The sequence below is a fragment of the Noviherbaspirillum sp. genome (assembly GCF_035254865.1).
Lineage (GTDB): Bacteria > Pseudomonadota > Gammaproteobacteria > Burkholderiales > Burkholderiaceae_D > Noviherbaspirillum.
Genome location: NZ_DATFAF010000075.1, coordinates 31,279 through 48,882 on the forward strand (window position 1 = coordinate 31,279; position 17,604 = coordinate 48,882).

General features: G+C 58.7%; 15 protein-coding genes. 2 read left to right on the plus strand and 13 right to left on the minus strand.

The features are described from left to right. Positions 1-59 precede the first annotated feature (59 nt). Complete coding sequence (locus VJ651_RS17585) at positions 60-1,412, minus strand: ATP-binding protein (RefSeq protein ID WP_324108683.1); 1,353 nt, start codon at positions 1,410-1,412, stop codon at positions 60-62. Between the two features lie 10 nt (positions 1,413-1,422). Continuing rightward, positions 1,423-2,190, minus strand: coding sequence for a two-component system response regulator OmpR (gene ompR / locus VJ651_RS17590; protein WP_324108684.1), 768 nt, complete (start codon positions 2,188-2,190; stop codon positions 1,423-1,425). 197 nt (positions 2,191-2,387) lie between these two features. On the opposite strand from ompR, the gene VJ651_RS17595 reads away from it, so the two are divergent. Then, complete coding sequence (locus VJ651_RS17595; protein WP_324108685.1) at positions 2,388-2,759, plus strand: hypothetical protein; 372 nt, start codon at positions 2,388-2,390, stop codon at positions 2,757-2,759. Between the two features lie 17 nt (positions 2,760-2,776). On the opposite strand, the gene VJ651_RS17600 is transcribed toward VJ651_RS17595, so the two are convergent. The 10 genes from VJ651_RS17600 to dapC all read right to left on the minus strand — a co-directional run bounded on the left by VJ651_RS17600 (position 2,777) and on the right by dapC (position 13,141). After that, positions 2,777-3,622, minus strand: a complete 846-nt coding sequence (locus VJ651_RS17600) for a Rossmann-like and DUF2520 domain-containing protein (protein ID WP_324108686.1) — start codon at positions 3,620-3,622, stop codon at positions 2,777-2,779. A gap of 20 nt (positions 3,623-3,642) precedes the next feature. Continuing rightward, positions 3,643-4,212 (minus strand): GNAT family protein, encoded by a 570-nt coding sequence (locus tag VJ651_RS17605; protein WP_324108687.1) that lies wholly within the window; start codon positions 4,210-4,212, stop codon positions 3,643-3,645. A gap of 22 nt (positions 4,213-4,234) precedes the next feature. Next, a complete protein-coding gene (locus tag VJ651_RS17610) occupies positions 4,235-5,323 on the minus strand; it encodes a CaiB/BaiF CoA-transferase family protein (protein ID WP_324108688.1) in 1,089 nt (362 codons plus the stop codon). Between the two features lie 48 nt (positions 5,324-5,371). Next, entirely contained in the window at positions 5,372-7,351 is a 1,980-nt protein-coding gene (locus VJ651_RS17615) for an ATP-binding cassette domain-containing protein (RefSeq protein WP_324108689.1), read from the minus strand. Continuing rightward, complete coding sequence (gene prmB, locus VJ651_RS17620; protein ID WP_324108690.1) at positions 7,348-8,235, minus strand: 50S ribosomal protein L3 N(5)-glutamine methyltransferase; 888 nt, start codon at positions 8,233-8,235, stop codon at positions 7,348-7,350. Before prmB ends, VJ651_RS17615 begins: the two co-directional genes overlap by 4 nt. A gap of 86 nt (positions 8,236-8,321) precedes the next feature. Continuing rightward, the gene (dapE, locus tag VJ651_RS17625; RefSeq protein WP_324108691.1) at positions 8,322-9,449 is read right to left on the minus strand and encodes a succinyl-diaminopimelate desuccinylase; all 1,128 of its coding nucleotides are present in this window, start codon (positions 9,447-9,449) and stop codon (positions 8,322-8,324) included. A gap of 3 nt (positions 9,450-9,452) precedes the next feature. Continuing rightward, positions 9,453-9,806, minus strand: coding sequence for an ArsC family reductase (locus VJ651_RS17630; protein WP_414691357.1), 354 nt, complete (start codon positions 9,804-9,806; stop codon positions 9,453-9,455). Positions 9,807-9,810: 4 nt separating this feature from the next. Then, the gene (locus VJ651_RS17635; protein WP_324108693.1) at positions 9,811-10,947 is read right to left on the minus strand and encodes a PilT/PilU family type 4a pilus ATPase; all 1,137 of its coding nucleotides are present in this window, start codon (positions 10,945-10,947) and stop codon (positions 9,811-9,813) included. A 123-nt stretch (positions 10,948-11,070) separates the two neighbouring features. Next, complete coding sequence (gene dapD, locus VJ651_RS17640) at positions 11,071-11,898, minus strand: 2,3,4,5-tetrahydropyridine-2,6-dicarboxylate N-succinyltransferase (protein WP_324108694.1); 828 nt, start codon at positions 11,896-11,898, stop codon at positions 11,071-11,073. A 25-nt stretch (positions 11,899-11,923) separates the two neighbouring features. Then, positions 11,924-13,141 carry a succinyldiaminopimelate transaminase gene (dapC, locus tag VJ651_RS17645; RefSeq protein ID WP_324108695.1) on the minus strand — a complete coding sequence of 406 codons (1,218 nt, stop codon included), beginning with the start codon at positions 13,139-13,141 and terminating at the stop codon, positions 11,924-11,926. 183 nt (positions 13,142-13,324) lie between these two features. On the opposite strand from dapC, the gene smc reads away from it, so the two are divergent. Further along, on the plus strand, positions 13,325-16,852 hold the full coding sequence (gene smc / locus VJ651_RS17650; protein WP_324108696.1) for a chromosome segregation protein SMC: 3,528 nt from the start codon (positions 13,325-13,327) through the stop codon (positions 16,850-16,852). Between the two features lie 63 nt (positions 16,853-16,915). Here the strand turns inward: smc and VJ651_RS17655 are convergent, their stop codons facing one another. After that, on the minus strand, positions 16,916-17,284 hold the full coding sequence (locus tag VJ651_RS17655) for a hypothetical protein (RefSeq protein ID WP_324108697.1): 369 nt from the start codon (positions 17,282-17,284) through the stop codon (positions 16,916-16,918). Positions 17,285-17,604: the final 320 nt, after the last annotated feature.

The window sequence follows — 17,604 nt, forward strand, 5'->3', positions numbered from 1 at the left end:
AAATGCAATGTAATAAAGTGTTAGGCCTGCGGAAAGTTGTCCACATGGCAAGATCGCATTCAGCCCAGGGTGCCGGTGACCGGGAGCAGGATCTTGATCTGCAAGCCGCCTTGCAGCCGGTTGGACAACTTCAGGACGCCGTGATGCCGCTTGACGATGCGCTCCACAATGGCCAGGCCGAGCCCCGCGCCGTTCGCTTGTCCGCGCGCGACATCCAGTCGGGTGAAGGGCCGCAGCAAGCGTTCGATTTCTTCGTTGGGCACGCCGGAACCGTGGTCGCTGAATTCGATGACGGCTTGATCGCCTTCGGTGCGGCAAGCGATGTCGATTTCGGTGAGATTCTTTTCCGGCGTCTTGCCATAGCGGCGAGCGTTTTCGATCAGATTGTTGACGACGCGTTTGATGTCCGTCGCATTGCCAAAGACATTCACGTTGCGTGCAATGTCGCTATTGACACTGACGTCGCCAATACGCCCGGCCTCGCGCGCGCAGTCAGTCAGCAGCGCTGTCAGATTCACGCTCGTCAGCTGTGTGCTCTCGGTGGGCTTCGCAAACTCAAGGAACTGACCGATGATGGCGTCCATCTGCGCCAGGTCGGACTGCATGCCCTCGCGTGCATCGTCAGGCAAGTGCGCCATTTCGACTTCCAGTTGCATGCGCGCCAGAGGAGTCCGCAGGTCGTGGGAAATGCCGGCCAGGATGACCGCGCGGTCCGACTCGACGCGATGGAGGTCCGCCACCATTTGGTTGAAGCTGCGATTGGCTTCCTTGATTTCGGTCGGCCCTTTTTCCGGCAAGGGCTCGGGCTTGTTGCCCTTGGCGATTGCGCGCGTGGCCGCCGTGATGCGCGCCAGCGGCTGATTGATCAGGCGCGAGATGAACACGGCGCCAAGCAGGGACAGTACCAGGGTGGTGGTGCCGAGTCCGAGCCACTGAATGCTCGACACGCCTTCAATTCGCTCCCGGTCCAGGCGCAGCCAGTATTCGTCCTCATCGATCTTGAAGCTGATCCAGAAACCGGCCACGTCGTTAACCTTGCCCGCGAACTTGGTATCGTTGCCCAGGCGCGCTTTGACGTTCGCTTCAAGAACCGGCATCCAGCCGCTTTCCGGCGGCGGAACAACCGTGTCGGTTTCTTCCAGCGGATAGATGCGAATGCCCTCATTGCTCGCCAGGTCGAACAACAGCTCCCGCCGGAGGTCGGGCGCGGAATGCGTCAGCGCAGCGCGTGTAATGGTGACGATCGAAATCACCTGCGCGGCCATTTGCTGGGCGCGCGGTGTGCGCTCGACGATGCGGAAGCTCGCCACCCAGGCAAGGATGCTCGCTGCGATCAGGAAGGCGAGCAGGAAAAAGGTGCGCCAGAACAGGCCGCTATTAAGCCAGTTCAGACGATTTCCGAGAAGCAGCATCGGGTTTTCTTCAGCGCGGTTGGCCTTCCGGGATAAACACATATCCCAGACCCCACACGGTCTGGATATAGATGGGATTCGATGGATCCGGTTCGATCAGTTTGCGCAGGCGCGAGATTTGCACGTCCAGGCTGCGGTCGAACACTTCATATTCCCGTCCGCGCGCAAGCTCCATCAGTTTCTCGCGCGAGAGCGGCTGGCGGGCGTGGCGTGCGAAAACCTTGAGAACGGAAAACTCCCCGGTGGTGAGGGAAATGGTTTCGCCGCTTTTTTTCAACGTGCGGGTGCCGAGGTCCAGGATGAAATCGCCGAACTGGAAGGTCTGCGGTGTTTCCGACGGCGCGCCGGGGATTTCGTCCGGTCCTTTGCGGCGCAAAACCGCATTGATGCGCGCAACCAGCTCGCGCGGATTGAAGGGCTTCGGCAGGTAGTCGTCCGCACCCATTTCGAGGCCGACGATGCGATCCACATCCTCGCCTTTGGCGGTCAGCATGATGATCGGAGTCTGGTCGCCGGCGCCGCGCAACCGGCGGCAGATCGAAAGGCCGTCTTCGCCGGGCAGCATCAGGTCGAGCACCAGCAGATCATAGCGCTCGCGAATCCACAGCTTGTTCATGGCCTGCGCATTCTCCGCTGTCACGACGTTGAATCCCTGCTCGGCGAGATAGCGGCGCAACAGGTCGCGCAAACGCAGATCGTCGTCAACGACAAGGATCCTCGCCTGATGTCCGGGTGTGGACTGAGAGGGCATATTTGTGGTCAGATTCGTAGTATTCATGGCGCTATGGTAACGTCAGAAAATCAGGGGAAATTATTTGTAGCGCAAAGCATTACAAAGTGTTACAAACTTTACCTTAATCATGTTACCGCGTCGTACAGGGACGCATACACTTAATCATCGTTCAGATTAACCCGTATGCGAAGTCTATCCCAAGAAACGGGAATTACGGGCATGACGGATAAACTTCAATAACCATGAGATCCACACACATCGGCGTTTCTCTCCTGTTGATTCTCGGCGCGGCGCAAGTATCGGCCCAACCGGGCGGCTATCTCCATGATGGGCGGGAAACCGTGCGTGCCTTCTTTACGCAGAATGTGACGGTCGACCGAGGGGAATCACGCGCCGAAGCGCAGATGCGCGTGCAGCCGGAACGTCGCCAGGCCCGCGAGGCGGGGCTGACGGACAGCAGCGGCTACAGCACATCGGGAGAGGTCAACTCCGCATCCAACTCCGCGTCGGACAATGGCCGGCGGCAGCCAGGCCGACTCACCCCTGAAGAACGGCGCGCATTGCGTCGCCAGATCGACGAAGCCAATCACGACATCTACTCGCCAAAACGCTAAGGCTATTCGCCGTCGACTCAAATCTTTGCCTTTTTCGATGCATTTCGGCGCGCCGCGATATCGGCCGTCAGTTTTCCCAATTGCTTGTACAGCGCACCATAGCGGCCGTCCCAGGCGTTGACCGCGCGATATTGCTTCACCGCCGTGCCGATGTCGCCGCGGGCGATAGGCCCGGTGAGGGCATCGGTCGGACCGAGACGGAACACGTTATCGACGGTCCCTCGCGTCAGCGGTTCCATCAAGCGCAATGCAATATCCTCGGGAATGCCCGCCTTGACATAGGCCTGCAACGCGACATCCAGCACGGTGATCACATAGTTTGAGGCAAACACCGCGGCAGCGTGATAGACGCTTTTGAACTCAGGGGCGATCTCCACCGTTTGCGCACCAATCGAAGAAAATCCCTTATCAAGAACTGCGAGCGCTTCGGAATCGCCTTCCATCCCGCAAAACGTGCCGGCAAAGGCGCCTATCAACTGCTCCGGTGCGGCAAAGCTGCGGATCGGGTGAACGCTCGCCACGGCCGCGCCGCATGCGGATGCGGCCGCGAGTTCCGTCGCGCGCAGTGCGCCGCTACAATGAAAAACGATGCTGCCCGCAGCCAGCAAACCGGTCTGCGCCAGTCTTGCACAGGTATCCCCAATGGAGTCATCCGGCGTTGCGATCAGGGTGATGTCGGCCGTGCGCAGACTGCCGTAGTCGCCAACCGCTTCACCGGCCTGCATGAAGGAGACGGCTTGCCTACCGCTTTCCAGCGATCGGTTCAGAACGTGCTGTATCGAGAAGGTTCCATTGGCGGCCCATAGCCGTCCGAGGACTTTCCCGACGTTGCCGCATCCGATGATATTGAGCGTCCTGGCCAAGATCGCGTTCCTTTCGACCGTCAGGTGGTGCGTGAAACGGCGCGCCAATCCTTTTCAAGCAAGGAATAGCAGTTCAAGTCATGGAACTTGCCGCCCCAGAATGCCTGTTCCCGATGCAGTCCTTCAAATCGGAAGCCGAGGCGCGTCGCAAGGCCGATGGAAGCCAGGTTGTCGGGATGCGTTTCCGCCTGTACCCGGTGCAAGTGCATGATGTTGAATCCGTAATCGAGGACCGCGGTCAATGCTTCGCGCATGTAGCCTTGTCCATGGGCGTCGCGTTCGATTTCATAGCCGATGACGCAATTGCGCCAGCTTTTGTTCCATCGAAACAGTCCGCAGGTGCCAATCAGGCGGCGATCCTGTATGCGTTCCAGCCCCCAGCGAAAGCCGGTCCCGGCAGGGAACCAGCCGGCAAACAGTTCCGCCAGTTGATCGGCCTGCGATTGGTCGGTGATCGCGTCCACGCCATACCAGCGCATCCATTCGATATCCGAGTGAATGGCGAACAAGGCCGGCGCGTCCGAAGGGTCGATTTCCCGCAGGTGCAGACGAGGAGTTCGCAAGTGAGGAAAGCGGTGGATCATGGTCATGGAGTGATCTGGCCGGACGTGATCAATACCGGAACTTTACGGCCGGGCCCGTCGCCCAATATTCGCCTTCGGTCGGGTGGGTCTTGCGCTCGATCATGCCGCGCGCCCTGAACAGCGGATGATCAACCGCCTCGTCGGCGCACAATATCGGTGTCACGCAGCAGTCGCTCGTGGCGAATCGCTCGCTCCAGGTCGCCAGCGACTCCTGGGCAAAGATGGCATCGAGCTCCGCCTTGACGGCCATCGCATCGCTGTCGCCGACCTTCTGTCCCAGGCTCCAATGCCGCGTCTTCAGATCGGGGCGGCCGAGCACATCACAACAAGCCTCCCAAAACTTCAATTCGAGCGCACCGACGGCCATGAAGCGCCCATCCCTGGTCCGGTACACGTTGTAGCAGGGTACGCCGCCGGTCAGCAAATCGCGGCCCGGCGGGGCTGTCCGGCCAAAATTGTTGACGGCCACCAGGGGCATGATGTTGTGCGCAAAGACCGCATCGGTCATCGACACATCGACGAAACGCCCCTGTCCGGTCGTTTTCGCGCCGATCAGCGCGGCCAGGATCCCTTGGACCGCGGCCTGTGCGCCGCCAAGCAGATCGCCGATCTGCAGGTTGGGCAAGGCCGGTATGCCATCGGGACCGACATTCTGCTCCAGCATTCCCGCAAGGCCGACGTAGTTGATGTCATGCCCGGCCATTTGCGAGAAAGGCCCGTCCTGTCCATAGCCGGAGATCGCGCACATGACCAGTTTCGGATTGCGCTGTCTCAACGTATCCCAACCCACGCCGAGCTTGTCCATCACGCCAGGCCGGAAGCTTTCAACCACCACATCGGCGTTCTCCACCATCGCGAGGAATTCCTCGCGTTGCCCGGTATTCTTGAAATCAAGCCGCATGCCTTGCTTGCCGCGGTTGACGGCAATGAAGAACTGCGAGACTTCCTTGCGCACCGGACCCATGGTTCGCGCGTAGTCGCCCAGCCCGGGATCTTCGATCTTGATGACCTCGGCGCCCATGTCGGCCAGATGCATGGTCGCCATTGGACCCGGCAGCAAGCGGGTGAGGTCGAGAATGCGAACGCCATGCAGTGGTTTATCGATCGATGATGTCATGCGGGCCGCCTATGTCAATGAGGGATGCCGGCAAACGGCAACCCGGTGTCATGAATTCAGTTGCTCCAGTGCCTCGTGCTGCTCCAGCCACTCGGTTTCCAATTGTTCCAGTTCTTTGGCGAGATAGGCTTGATCCAGAATCAAAGCCTTCAATTGCTCCTTGTTGGCATCATCATAGATGGCCGGATCGGCCAGCTTGCCGTCGACTTCCGCCTTGCGGGCATTGAGTTTCGCCATTTGTTCATCCAGCCGCTTGATACGCGACTCGATGGGTTTCTTCACCGCTGAGAGGCGCTGACGCTCCTCGGCCTCGATCCGGCGGCGCTCCTGGCGGTCTTCGCGTGATTCCGATGCAGGAACGCTTGGCGCTGCAGAATTCTGCGGCAGCGGAGAAGGCGCCGCTTCTGCCTTGCCGAGCTTGGTCTTGAACAGCCAGTCGCGATAATCGTCCAGATCGCCGTCAAACGGCTGCAGCCGGCCCTCGGCGACGATCATGAACTGATCTGTCGTCGCGCGCAGCAGATGCCTGTCGTGCGAGACGAGCACCAGCGTGCCCTCGAACTGGGCCAGCGCCATCGTGAGCGCTTCACGGGTTTCGAGATCAAGGTGGTTGGTTGGCTCGTCCAGCAACAGCAGGTTGGGGCGCTGCCATACGATCAGCGCCAGCGCCAGCCGCGCCTTTTCTCCACCGGAGAACGGGGCAATCTTGCTGGTTACCATCTCGCCGCCGAAATTGAATCCGCCGAGGAAGTTGCGCAGCTCTTGTTCGCGCGTGGTCGGCGCGAGGCGGGCGAGATGCCACAAGGGCGACTCGTCATGACGCAGCATTTCGACCTGATGCTGCGCGAAATAACCGATCGCCAGGCCTTTCCCCAATCGCATATCCCCGGCAAGCGGCTTCAATTCGCCGGCGATGGTTTTCACCAGGGTCGATTTGCCGGCACCATTCACGCCCAGCAGGCCGATGCGCTGTCCTGTCTGCAACGAAAAATTGACGCCCGACACAATCGGCTTGTCGATGCTTTGATGGTCCGTCGCACTCTCGATACGGTAACCGGCAACGACATCTTCCATGACGAGCAGCGGATTGGGTGCACTCAGCGGTTCGCGGAATTCGAACGAAAACTCGGCAGCTGCGCGCAAAGGCGCCAGCTCTTCCATCTTGGCCAGCATTTTCATGCGGCTTTGCGCCTGACGCGCCTTGGTGGCCTTTGCCTTGAAGCGGTCGATGAAGGACTGCAGGTGGGCGCGTTGCCGGGCCTGCTTTTCGAACGCCGCCTGCGTCAGTGCCATGTGCGCGGCGCGCTGGCGCTCGAAGGACGAGTAATTGCCGGAATAGCGCTTGAGCTTGAGATCATCGATATGCACGATCACATTGACCACGCCGTCAAGGAAATCGCGATCATGCGAAATGATGATCAATGTGCCCGGGTAACGCTTGAGCCAGTCTTCCAGCCAGATGATGGCATCCAGGTCGAGGTGGTTGGTCGGTTCGTCGAGCAGCAGCAGATCGGAGGGACACATCAAAGCTTGCGCGAGATTCAGGCGCATGCGCCATCCGCCGGAAAAGCTCGCAACCGGTTGTTGCATCTGTTCCTGCGAGAAGCCGAGGCCGGTCAGCAATTGTTCCGCGCGCGACTTCACGGTGTAGGCATCGGCATCGGCCATTGCCGCATGCAGTTCACCGATGCGCGTGCCATCGGCCGCGCTGTGCGGCCCTTTTTCGAGTTCTGCCAGTTCGGCTTCCAGTTTGCGCAGATTGGCGTCGCCGTCGATCGCATACTCGAGCGCAGGCCGATCGAGCGCGGGTGTTTCCTGCGCAACGTAAGCCATGCGCCATTTGGCCGGGAAATCGACTTCGCCAAGGTCGGCATGCAATTCGCCGCGCAGCAATGCGAACAGGCTTGACTTGCCTGCACCGTTGGCACCGATCAAGCCGATCTTGTCGCCCGGATTGAGCGTCAGGTCGACATTTTCCAACAGCGGTTTGATGCCGCGGGTCAGGCTGACTTGCTGAAAACGAATCATGCTTTGAGTTGGTCGGCGGTCAGCAGGAATACCGTATCATCGCCGGCACTGGTCGATAGCCAGGTAAGTTCCAGGTCGGGGAAGGCCGCTTCTGCAAATGCGCGCTCGTTGCCGATTTCGACTACCAGGATGCCATTCTTCGTCAATCGTTCTGCGGCTCCTGCGACGATCTTGCGTACCAGGTCCATGCCATCCGTTCCCCCGGCCAGGGCGAGCTGCGGTTCATGCCGGTATTCCTGCGGCAGTTTGTTCATCGAATCGGCGTTGACATAAGGCGGGTTGCTGACGATCAGGTTGTACTTCTTCTTCGACACGTTCGTGTACAGGTCAGACTCGATCAGGGCAATGCGATCCTGCAATTGATAGTCATCCACGTTGCGGCGGGCAACGGCCAGGGCATCCGACGAGATGTCGACGGCGTCGACCTGTGCATTCGGGAAGGCGTCGGCCAGCATGATGGGCAGACATCCTGAACCGGTACACAAGTCCAGTACATTCGCCACCGACTCCGGGTCGTCCACCCACGGTGCGAATTGGTCGGGGATCAGTTCCGCGATGAACGAGCGAGGGACGATTACCCGCTCATCGACGTAGAAGCGGTAGTTGCCGAGCCATGCTTCGTGCGTCAGATAAGCCGCCGGAACGCGCTCAGTCGTGCGGCGTTCGATCATTTGCAGCACGGATGCGGTCTCGTCCGGCAACAGATGCGCGTCAAGGAAGGGATCCAGCTTGTCCAGCGGCAGCTTGAGTGTGTGCAGGATCAGATAGGCGGCTTCATCGAATGCGTTGCTGCTGCCATGACCGAAAAACAGGTTGGCAGTATTGAAGCGGGTGACTGCGTAACGCAACAGATCGCGAATGGTAGTGAAGTTGTTTGGAGTCATGACAAGAGAGTTGATTGTTGGTGCTGGCGTTTCCACGCCATTATCCTCTCCCGCAAGGAGAGAGACGCGGCGGCATTGCGGAGCAATCAGAGCAGCAGGTTTTCCAGCGTGCGGCGGTAGATGTTCTTCAAGGGATCAATGAAACGGAGTTCGATATGTTCGTCGATCTTGTGAATGCTGCCGTTGGGAGGTCCGAATTCGATTACCTGGGGGCAGATGCGTGCGATGAAACGTCCGTCCGATGTTCCGCCGGTCGTTGAAAGATCCGCATCGACACCCGTTTCCGCCTTGATCGCGGCGGTGACTGCGTCGCTCAACTTCCCGCGCGGCGTGAGGAAAGGATGGCCGCTGATGGTCCATTTCAGATCGTATTCGAAGTCGTATTTGTTCAGAATTTCATGCACGCGCTGTTGCAGACCTTCGACGGTGCTCGCGGTCGAGAAACGGAAATTGAAATCGACCACGACTTCGCCCGGAATCACATTCGTCGCGCCCGTTCCCGCATGAATATTCGACATCTGCCACGAGGTCGGCAGATAGTACTCGTTGCCGTCATCCCATTTTTCGGCTGCGAGTTCCGCCAGTGCCGGGGCTGCGAGGTGAATCGGATTCTTGGCCATTTGCGGATAAGCGATGTGACCCTGCACGCCCTTGATGATCAATTTTCCCGACATCGAGCCGCGACGTCCGTTCTTGATCACGTCACCCAGTTGATCGGTGGATGTCGGCTCGCCAACGATACAGTAGTCAAGCTGTTCGCCGCGCTCTTTCAACTTTTCGCACACCACCACCGTACCATCGACTGCCGGACCTTCTTCGTCGCTGGTCAGCAGAAAGCCGATGGAACCGTTGTGCCTCGGATGCGCGGCGATGAACTCTTCGACAGCCATGACCATGGCGGCGAGCGAAGTCTTCATGTCTGCCGCGCCACGGCCGTACAGCTTGCCATCGCGCTGAGTCGGAACAAAGGGATCGGAATGCCATTGGTCGACTGGTCCGGTGGGCACCACATCGGTATGGCCGGCAAAAACCAGCAACGGTTGCGTATTTCCCTTCCGCGCCCAGAGGTTCGTGACATTGCCGGAAAGGATAGGCTCGCAATGAAAACCGAGCCCTGACAGCAACTCGGCCAGTCGCTGCTGACATCCCTTGTCGTCAGGCGTGACGGACGAGAGTGCAATCAGTTCTTCGGTCAGCGCGAGGGTTTTGCTCATAACTTACTTCTTGAAAATGTGTTGATAGAGTTCGGCGGAAAAACCGACATGCGTGCCTGTTCCGATCCTCAGCACAGGGCGCTTGATGACCGAGGGCAGTTCAAGCATCAGATCGGCTGCGCTGTCCGCATTTGTGACGGTTGCCTTGCGCTCGTCACTCAAGCCGCGCCAGGTAGTTCCCTTGCGATTCACCAGAATCTCCCACGCCACGTCGGCAAGCCAGCCCTTGATGACATCGCGTTCGATGCCGGCCTTCTTGAAGTCGTGAAAGGTGTATGAGATACCCTGCTGGTCAAGCCAGGTGCGCGCTTTCTTGACCGTATCGCAATTGGGAATGCCGTAAAGGGTGACGGTCATCGTTTCAGACATTCAGCGTAAATTCGGTGAAGGTCGGGCCGTCGTCTTTCTTGGGCTCCGGTTCGGGCGGCGCCTGCTTGGTGGACTCTTCATTGTTCAGCAACCAGTACAGGTTGGTCGCTGAATCCGCGTTCGCCAAACCCTCTTCCTGGGTAATCACGCCGTCCTTGATGAGCTGCATGAGCGCCTGTTCAAAGGTCTGCGAGCCCGGCGACATGCTCTTTTCAAGTGCTTCCTTGATCTGGCCGATTTCGCCTTGCTCGATCAGTTCTGCCACGTGCCGCGTGTTCACGAGGACTTCCACTGCGGCGCGGCGGCTTTGATTGACCGTCATCACCAAGCGCTGGGAAATGATGGCCCGGATGGTGGCAGCCAGGTCAGGCAACAGCGACGGCCGATTCTCGAGCGGGTAAAAGTTGATGATGCGATTGAGTGCGTGATAGCTGTTGTTGGCATGCAGTGTTGCGACGACGAGGTGACCCGACTGGGCGTAGGCGAGCGCGGCCGCCATCGTATCCTTGTCGCGAATTTCACCGATCAGGATGCAGTCCGGTGCCTGGCGCAGCGCGTTCTTGAGCGCGACTTTGAGGCTTTCGGCATCAATGCCGATCTCGCGCTGATTCACAATCGATTTCTTGTTGGTGAACAGGAATTCAATCGGATCCTCGAGCGTGAGGATGTGGCCTGTCTTCATGATATTGCGATGGTCGAGCATCGCGGCAATCGTGGTCGATTTTCCCGAACCGGTCGCACCGACCACGAGGACCAGTCCGCGCTTCTCCATGATGATGTCGGCCAGCACTGGCGGGACATGCAAATCCGAGAGCTTGGGGATTTCGCCGGGGATGTAGCGGAACACGGCGGAGATGCTGCCGCGCTGACGGAACGCCGAAAGACGAAAACTGCCCAGCCCCTTGACCGGAATACCCATGTTCAGTTCGTTATGGGTTTCCAGTTCCTGCATCTGTGCGGTCGAGACCACCTCGCCCAGCAGCGCCTTGATGGTCGCGGTGTCCATCGTCTGCTGATTGATCGGAAGCAGATGGCCATTGATCTTGATATGGATCGGCGAGTTCACGGTCATGAACAGGTCCGATGCCTTTTTATCTTTCATCAACTGGAACAAGCGGTCCATTGCCATGATGCGCTCCGTCTAAAAATTTTGCGGAAGCGCACGATGCCTTCCGCCGTGATGCTGGCCTCTTCAGAGGACAGAAGAGGGTTTGAGGGACCGAAGGCAGGTCGTCAATCCCTCTAGGGCGAATTACGCTTCGCGAAGCAGTTCGTTGATGCCGGTTTTTGCACGGGTCTGCGCATCGACACGCTTCACGATGACCGCGGCGTACAGGTTGTACTTGCCGCCGTCGCGTGGCAGGGAGCCGCTGATGACTACCGAGCCCGCAGGAACGCGGCCATAGGTGGTTTCGCCCGTGGCGCGGTCGTAGATCGGCGTGCTTTGTCCGATGTACACGCCCATCGAGATCACGGAGTTTTCCTCGATGATGACGCCTTCCACGATTTCCGAGCGTGCGCCGATGAAGCAGTTGTCTTCGATGATGGTGGGATTGGCTTGCATCGGTTCCAGCACGCCGCCGATGCCGACGCCGCCGGAAAGGTGCACGTTCTTGCCGATCTGCGCGCAGGAGCCGACGGTTGCCCAGGTATCGACCATTGCGCCTTCATCGACATAGGCGCCGATGTTGACATAGGAGGGCATCAGCACCACGTTTTTGGCGATGAAGCTGCCGCGGCGCGCGACTGCCGGCGGGACAACGCGGAATCCGCCCTTGGCGAAATCCTCTGCCGTGTAATTGGCGAACTTGGTCGGCACCTTGTCATAAAACTGCATGGCGCCGCCGGCCGGCATCGGAACGTTGTCCTCGAGACGGAACGACAGCAAAACGGCCTTTTTCACCCACTGATTGACGTGCCAGGTGCCGCTGTCTTTCTGCGCAACGCGCAGCGTTCCTTGATCCAGTTGCGCCAGCACCTGCGCAACGGCGTCGCGGATTTCGGCGGGCGCCGACTTGGGTGAGAAATTGGCACGGTCTTCCCATGCCTGGTCGATGATTTGCTGGAGTTGTTGAGTCATGTCGAGTGCTTCTAAAGTTGAGGGATTACGATAATGTTTTGGTGAATGCAACGATGCGGCGTGCGGCCTCCAGGCATTCGTCGACTTCGGCGACCAGCGCCATGCGGATGCGGCCTTGTCCCGGATTGATGCCATGCGCTTCGCGCGCCAGATAGCTTCCCGGCAATACCGTCACATTATATTCGGCATACAGGCGTCGGGCGAACTCGGTATCCGAGATGCCGCCGTATCTGTCAACCTTGGCCCACAGGTAGAACCCGGCATCGGGCAGGGAAACATCCAGTACTTCAGCCAGCATGGGCGTGATTTCATTGAACTTCGCGATGTACTTCGCTCGGTTTTCGATCACATGTTGTTCATCGTTCCATGCGGCGACGGAAGCGGCTTGAATGGATGGGCTCATCGCGCTGCCGTGGTAGGTGCGGTAGAGCAGGAATTTCTTCATCACCTCTGCATCGCCGGCGACAAAACCGGAGCGCATCCCGGGAACGTTGGATCGCTTGGACAGGCTGGAGAATGCGATCAGGCGCGGATAGTCGCTGCGGCCCAGTTTGTGTGCAGCTTCCAGACCGCCCAGCGGTGCTTCCGACTTGAAGTAAATTTCCGAATAGCATTCGTCTGCGGCAATCACGAAGCCGTAGCGGTCCGACAGATCGAACAATTCCTTCCAGTCGGCCAAGGTCAGTACCGCGCCGGTGGGATTGCCGGGAGAGCAGATGTAAAGCAATTGCACACGTGGCCACACTTCTGCCGGAACACTCTTGTAGTCGGGCGCGAAATTGCGTGCCGGATCGGAGTTGACGAAATACGGCTCGGCGCCGGCCAGATAGGCCGCACCCTCGTAAATCTGGTAGAAGGGATTCGGACACATGACGAGCGGGCCGCCACCCGGCGTCTGGCGCGTAGGATCGATGACGGTCTGTGCGAGCGCAAACAAGGCTTCGCGCGACCCGTTCACCGGAAGGATCTGGGTTGCCGGATTCAATTTTGGCAAGTTGTAGCGGCGCTCCAGCCATCCGGCGATCGCGCCTCGCAGTGCTTCCGAACCGACTGTGCTCGGATAGTTGGCCAAGCCGGCAAGATTGTCGGTCAGCGCTTTCTGGATAAAAGCCGGCGTCGGATGCTTCGGCTCGCCGATGCCCAGGCCGATGGCCGAGTAGGCGGGATTGGGCGTAATCTGCGCGAAGAGAAGCCGAAGCTTCTCGAATGGATACGGTTGCAGCTTGTCTAAGAGCGGGTTCACGTTGATGGGAACGGGGAGAAGTGGTCGGAAATGCAAACGGCGAATTATACCGTTCGCGCATCTTCTCTGCCTCTAAGTTGCTGATTTGAAAGTACTGATGGTCGAACTTGAAATGATATGATAAGACCCTTTCGCGTAGGCAAATTCTCCGTCTGCCAACCCTAGCCAAGAACAGTCTATAAAGTGCGTCTAACTTCTATTAAATTATCGGGATTCAAGTCTTTCGTCGATCCCACCAATTTCCAGGTTCCGGGCCAGCTTGTCGGTGTGGTAGGGCCGAATGGCTGCGGCAAATCCAACATCATGGATGCGGTGCGCTGGGTATTGGGCGAATCCAAGGCATCGGAATTGCGCGGCGAATCGATGCAGGACGTGATTTTCAACGGTTCGACTTCCCGCAAGCCGGCGGGCAGGGCATCGGTCGAACTGGTGTTCGACAATGCCGACGGTCGTGCCGCCGGGCAGTGGAGCCAATACGCGGAAATCGCAGTCAAGCGCACTCTCACGCGTGACGGCACATCGACTTATTACATTAACAACCAGGCGGTACGCCGTCGCGACATCCAGGATATTTTCCTTGGAACCGGCCTCGGACCGCGCGCCTACGCCATCATCGGGCAGGGCATGATCTCGCGCATCATCGAAGCGCGCCCGGAAGACCTGCGCATCTTCCTGGAGGAAGCCGCAGGCGTGTCCAAGTACAAGGAGCGTCGCCGCGAAACCGAGAACCGCCTGCAGGATACGCGCGAGAACCTGACCCGGGTCGAGGATATCCTGCGCGAACTGGGCGCAAATCTCGAAAAGCTCGAAGCCCAGGCAGCCGTCGCGCAGCGCTTCCGCGAATTGCAGGCCGATCAGGATGAAAAGCAGAAACTGCTCTGGCTGCTGCGCAAGAACGAAGCCAAGGCTGAGCAGGAAAAGTTTTTCCGTGACATCGAAAAGGCGCAAACCGACCTGGAAGAGCAGAATGCCAAGCTGCGTCACGTCGAAACCGAACTGGAGCACATGCGCCAGGCGCACTATGCGGCCGGCGATCGGATGCATACCGCGCAAGGTCACTTGTATCAAACGAACTCCGAAATCGGCAGCCTGGAGGCGCAAATCAAGTTCGTGATCGAATCACGCAACCGCCTGCAATCCCAGCTGAATTCGCTGACGGCGCAGCGCGACCAATGGCAGCGCCAAGGGCAGCAATATCAGGATGAGCTGGCGGAAGCCGAGATGCATCTGGAAGAGCAGGGCATGCGTGTCGAACAGGCCCAGCACGCCGCACAGACCCAGCACGACAACCTGCCGGCACTCGAGCAGGCATGGCGTGAAGCGCAGCTCAAGACAACCGAGTCGCGCGGCACCATCATGCAGATCCAGCAGCAGATTGAACTCGAGTCCGCGCATCAGCGCAACGCGTCGAATATCCTCGCCAACCTGGCTGCGCGCCGCGAACGCCTGGCGCAGGAAAAGAACGGCATGACCATGCCGGATACCGCGCACCTGAACAATCTGAAGATGCAGCTGGAAGAAAAGCAGGCGGCATTGGAAGAAGTGCGCGATCAGTTGGAAGGGGCGCAGGAGCAGCAGCCGCGGCTGGAAGAAGAACGCCGTACGGCCCAAGAGCAATTGAATCGGGAAACCGCCAATAACGCCCAGCTGGAAGCGCGTCTGGCGGCATTGAAGCAACTGCAGGAAAACGTGCAGACACAGGGCAAGGTCCAGCCATGGCTCAAGAAGCACGAGCTCGGCGAATTGCCGCGTCTTTGGCAAAAATTGCATATCGATCAAGGCTGGGAAACGGCGCTTGAATCCGTGCTGCGCGAACGCACTTCCGCACTCGAGATGTCGAATCTGGACTGGGCAAAGTCATTTTTCAACGATGCCCCGCCCGCCAAGCTGGCACTCTTCACCCCGAACGTCGGTGCTCCGGCAAACGTCGAAGCGCCGGCCGGCCTGAAACCGTTCATCAATCTCTTGCAACTGAACGACCCCGGCCTGCGGACCCTGATGCAGGACTGGCTGTTCAATGTCTTCGTGGCAGAGGACGTTGCAGTCGCTTTCGTCGACCGTACAAAGCTGCCGGTAGGCGGTTATTTCGTGACCAAGCAAGGCCATGTCATCAGCCAGTCGAGTGTCCGTTTTTACGCCTCCGATTCCGAGCAGGATGGCATGCTCGCGCGCCAGCAGGAAATCGAAAACATTGGCAAGCAGCTTCGCGCGCAACACATGCTCGCGGAAGAGGCAAAGTCGCGTGCGGTGCGCGCCGAAGCCGCCTTGTCGCAAGCCATGCAGCGCCTGCAGGAGTTGCGCCAGCGCGTCTCGCTCTTGACGCAAACCGTGCACAGCCTGCAGATCGACGTGATGAAACTTTCCGAAGTGCAGGAACGTTTCAATCAGCGCAGCACGCAAATCGAATCCGACCTCGCCGAAATCGCCGCCCAGGAAACCGAGCAGCAGCAGATCAAGGCCGAGTCGGAAGCAAAATTCGAACAGCTGGACATGGAACTCGCGGAACTCCAGGAAAAGCACGAGAACGGTCAGACCGACTACCTCGCCAAGGAGCAACAGCTCAACGACGCGCGTCAACGCCTGCGCGAACTGGAGCGCGCCGCACAGGAAGCCGAGTTTTCCGAGAAGGCGCACCGCAACAAGATCGAAGAACTCAAGCGCAGCATCGCCACCGCGCTGGAGCAATCGGCTCAATTGTTCGCCAGCATGGAACAAGGCCATCTGGAACTCGAAAGCCTCGACGACCAGGCCGCGCAAGCCGGCCTGCAATCGCTGCTGGAAAAACGTACCGACCAGGAGCGTGCGCTGGCGGATGCGCGTCATGAACTGGATCAATTGACCCAAAAGCTGCGTCATACGGAAGAAGCCCGCTTGCAGTCAGAGCGCAACCTTCAGCCGCAGCGCGACCGCATCACGGAACTGCAGCTGAAGGAGCAGGCGGCCCGCCTGAATTTCGAACAATACGCGCAGCAGCTGGCCGAGGCACAGGCGGACGAAGCGGTGTTGTCGGAAAAGCTTACCGGCGAAATGCGGCCGTCCTACCTGCAAGGCGAGGTGACGCGTCTGACCAATGCCATTGCTGCATTGGGTCCTGTCAACCTGGCCGCACTGGACGAGCTTGCACAGGCATCGGAGCGCAAGAATTTCCTCGACGCGCAACACGCCGACTTGACCGAAGCCATCACGACGCTGGAAGATGCGATCAACAAGATCGACAAGGAGACGCGCGATCTGCTGCAGGATACCTTCGACAAGGTGAACAAGCATTTCGGCGAGTTGTTCCCGGTGCTGTTCGGCGGTGGCAATGCAAAACTGATCATGACCGGCGAGGAAATTCTCGATTCCGGCGTGCAAGTCATGGCTCAGCCGCCGGGCAAGAAGAACGCCACGATTCACCTGCTCTCCGGCGGAGAGAAAGCGCTGACAGCCACCGCGCTGGTATTCTCAATGTTCCAGTTGAATCCTGCTCCGTTCTGTCTGCTGGACGAGGTCGACGCGCCGCTCGATGACGCGAATACGGAACGTTTTTGCAACATGGTCAAGCGCATGTCGTCGCACACGCAATTCCTGTTCATCTCGCACAACAAGATCGCAATGGAAATGGCACAGCAACTGATTGGCGTGACGATGCAGGAACAAGGCGTGTCGCGCATTGTGGCCGTTGACATGGAGTCCGCGGCAAATTTCGCGAGTGAAGCTCAGGCGGCGTGATTTCCGGTGTTCAAGGACAGTGGACGGCTTGCAAGGCCGTTCGCTGTTTGAGCGAGGCTGGGTTTAATTTCGGGCGGAGCGGGCGAGGGCTGCACGTTTTTGGTAATAGGCGACATTCATCTGCGCCTCGCGCGCGCGTTGCTGTTCAACATCAGCGCAGATCAGATAATGCTCCTCGGCGCGTTGCAGCCACCAATGATGGATCGAGCGAACAATGGGAGCGATGGAAAGCATGGCAAGCTCCTGCAGCCTGAAGTCTTTCGTCCCGGAATTGTCGAGACGATTTTTTTTCAAGCGCATGTTCATCCCGGCCGGCCTTGTCGAATTGCTGGAGGAACTGTTGTTTGCTTTTGCGTGCACGTTCGCTTCGGCGTGCTCGCCAGAGCTTGCAAAGGCGCGGGACATGGTAGCTGTTCCATGATCGAGTTCCATGCGTGTCTCCATATAGAAAGGATGTTTGATACGTTTCGGACGGCGCGCAACACTTTGTTACGAGAAACATTCAGATGCCGCTCCGGGGTTGTTGTTATTCTTTAGTTACTGAATGTCCTGTGCATTGATGATCGTCAACGGCATGAACGCGTTGATTGGGCAACGATCAATGCCGGGCCTACATTTTTCTTCGGAGCACGATATTTGGCGTTTCCGAGCAGTGTGCAGGGCTGTCCAGCTTGACAACTTTTCCCGTGAACACTACCCTGAGTCCCAAGTTGCGACAGCCTTCGTGCACGCGCGATTTCGCGCCTTCAGCC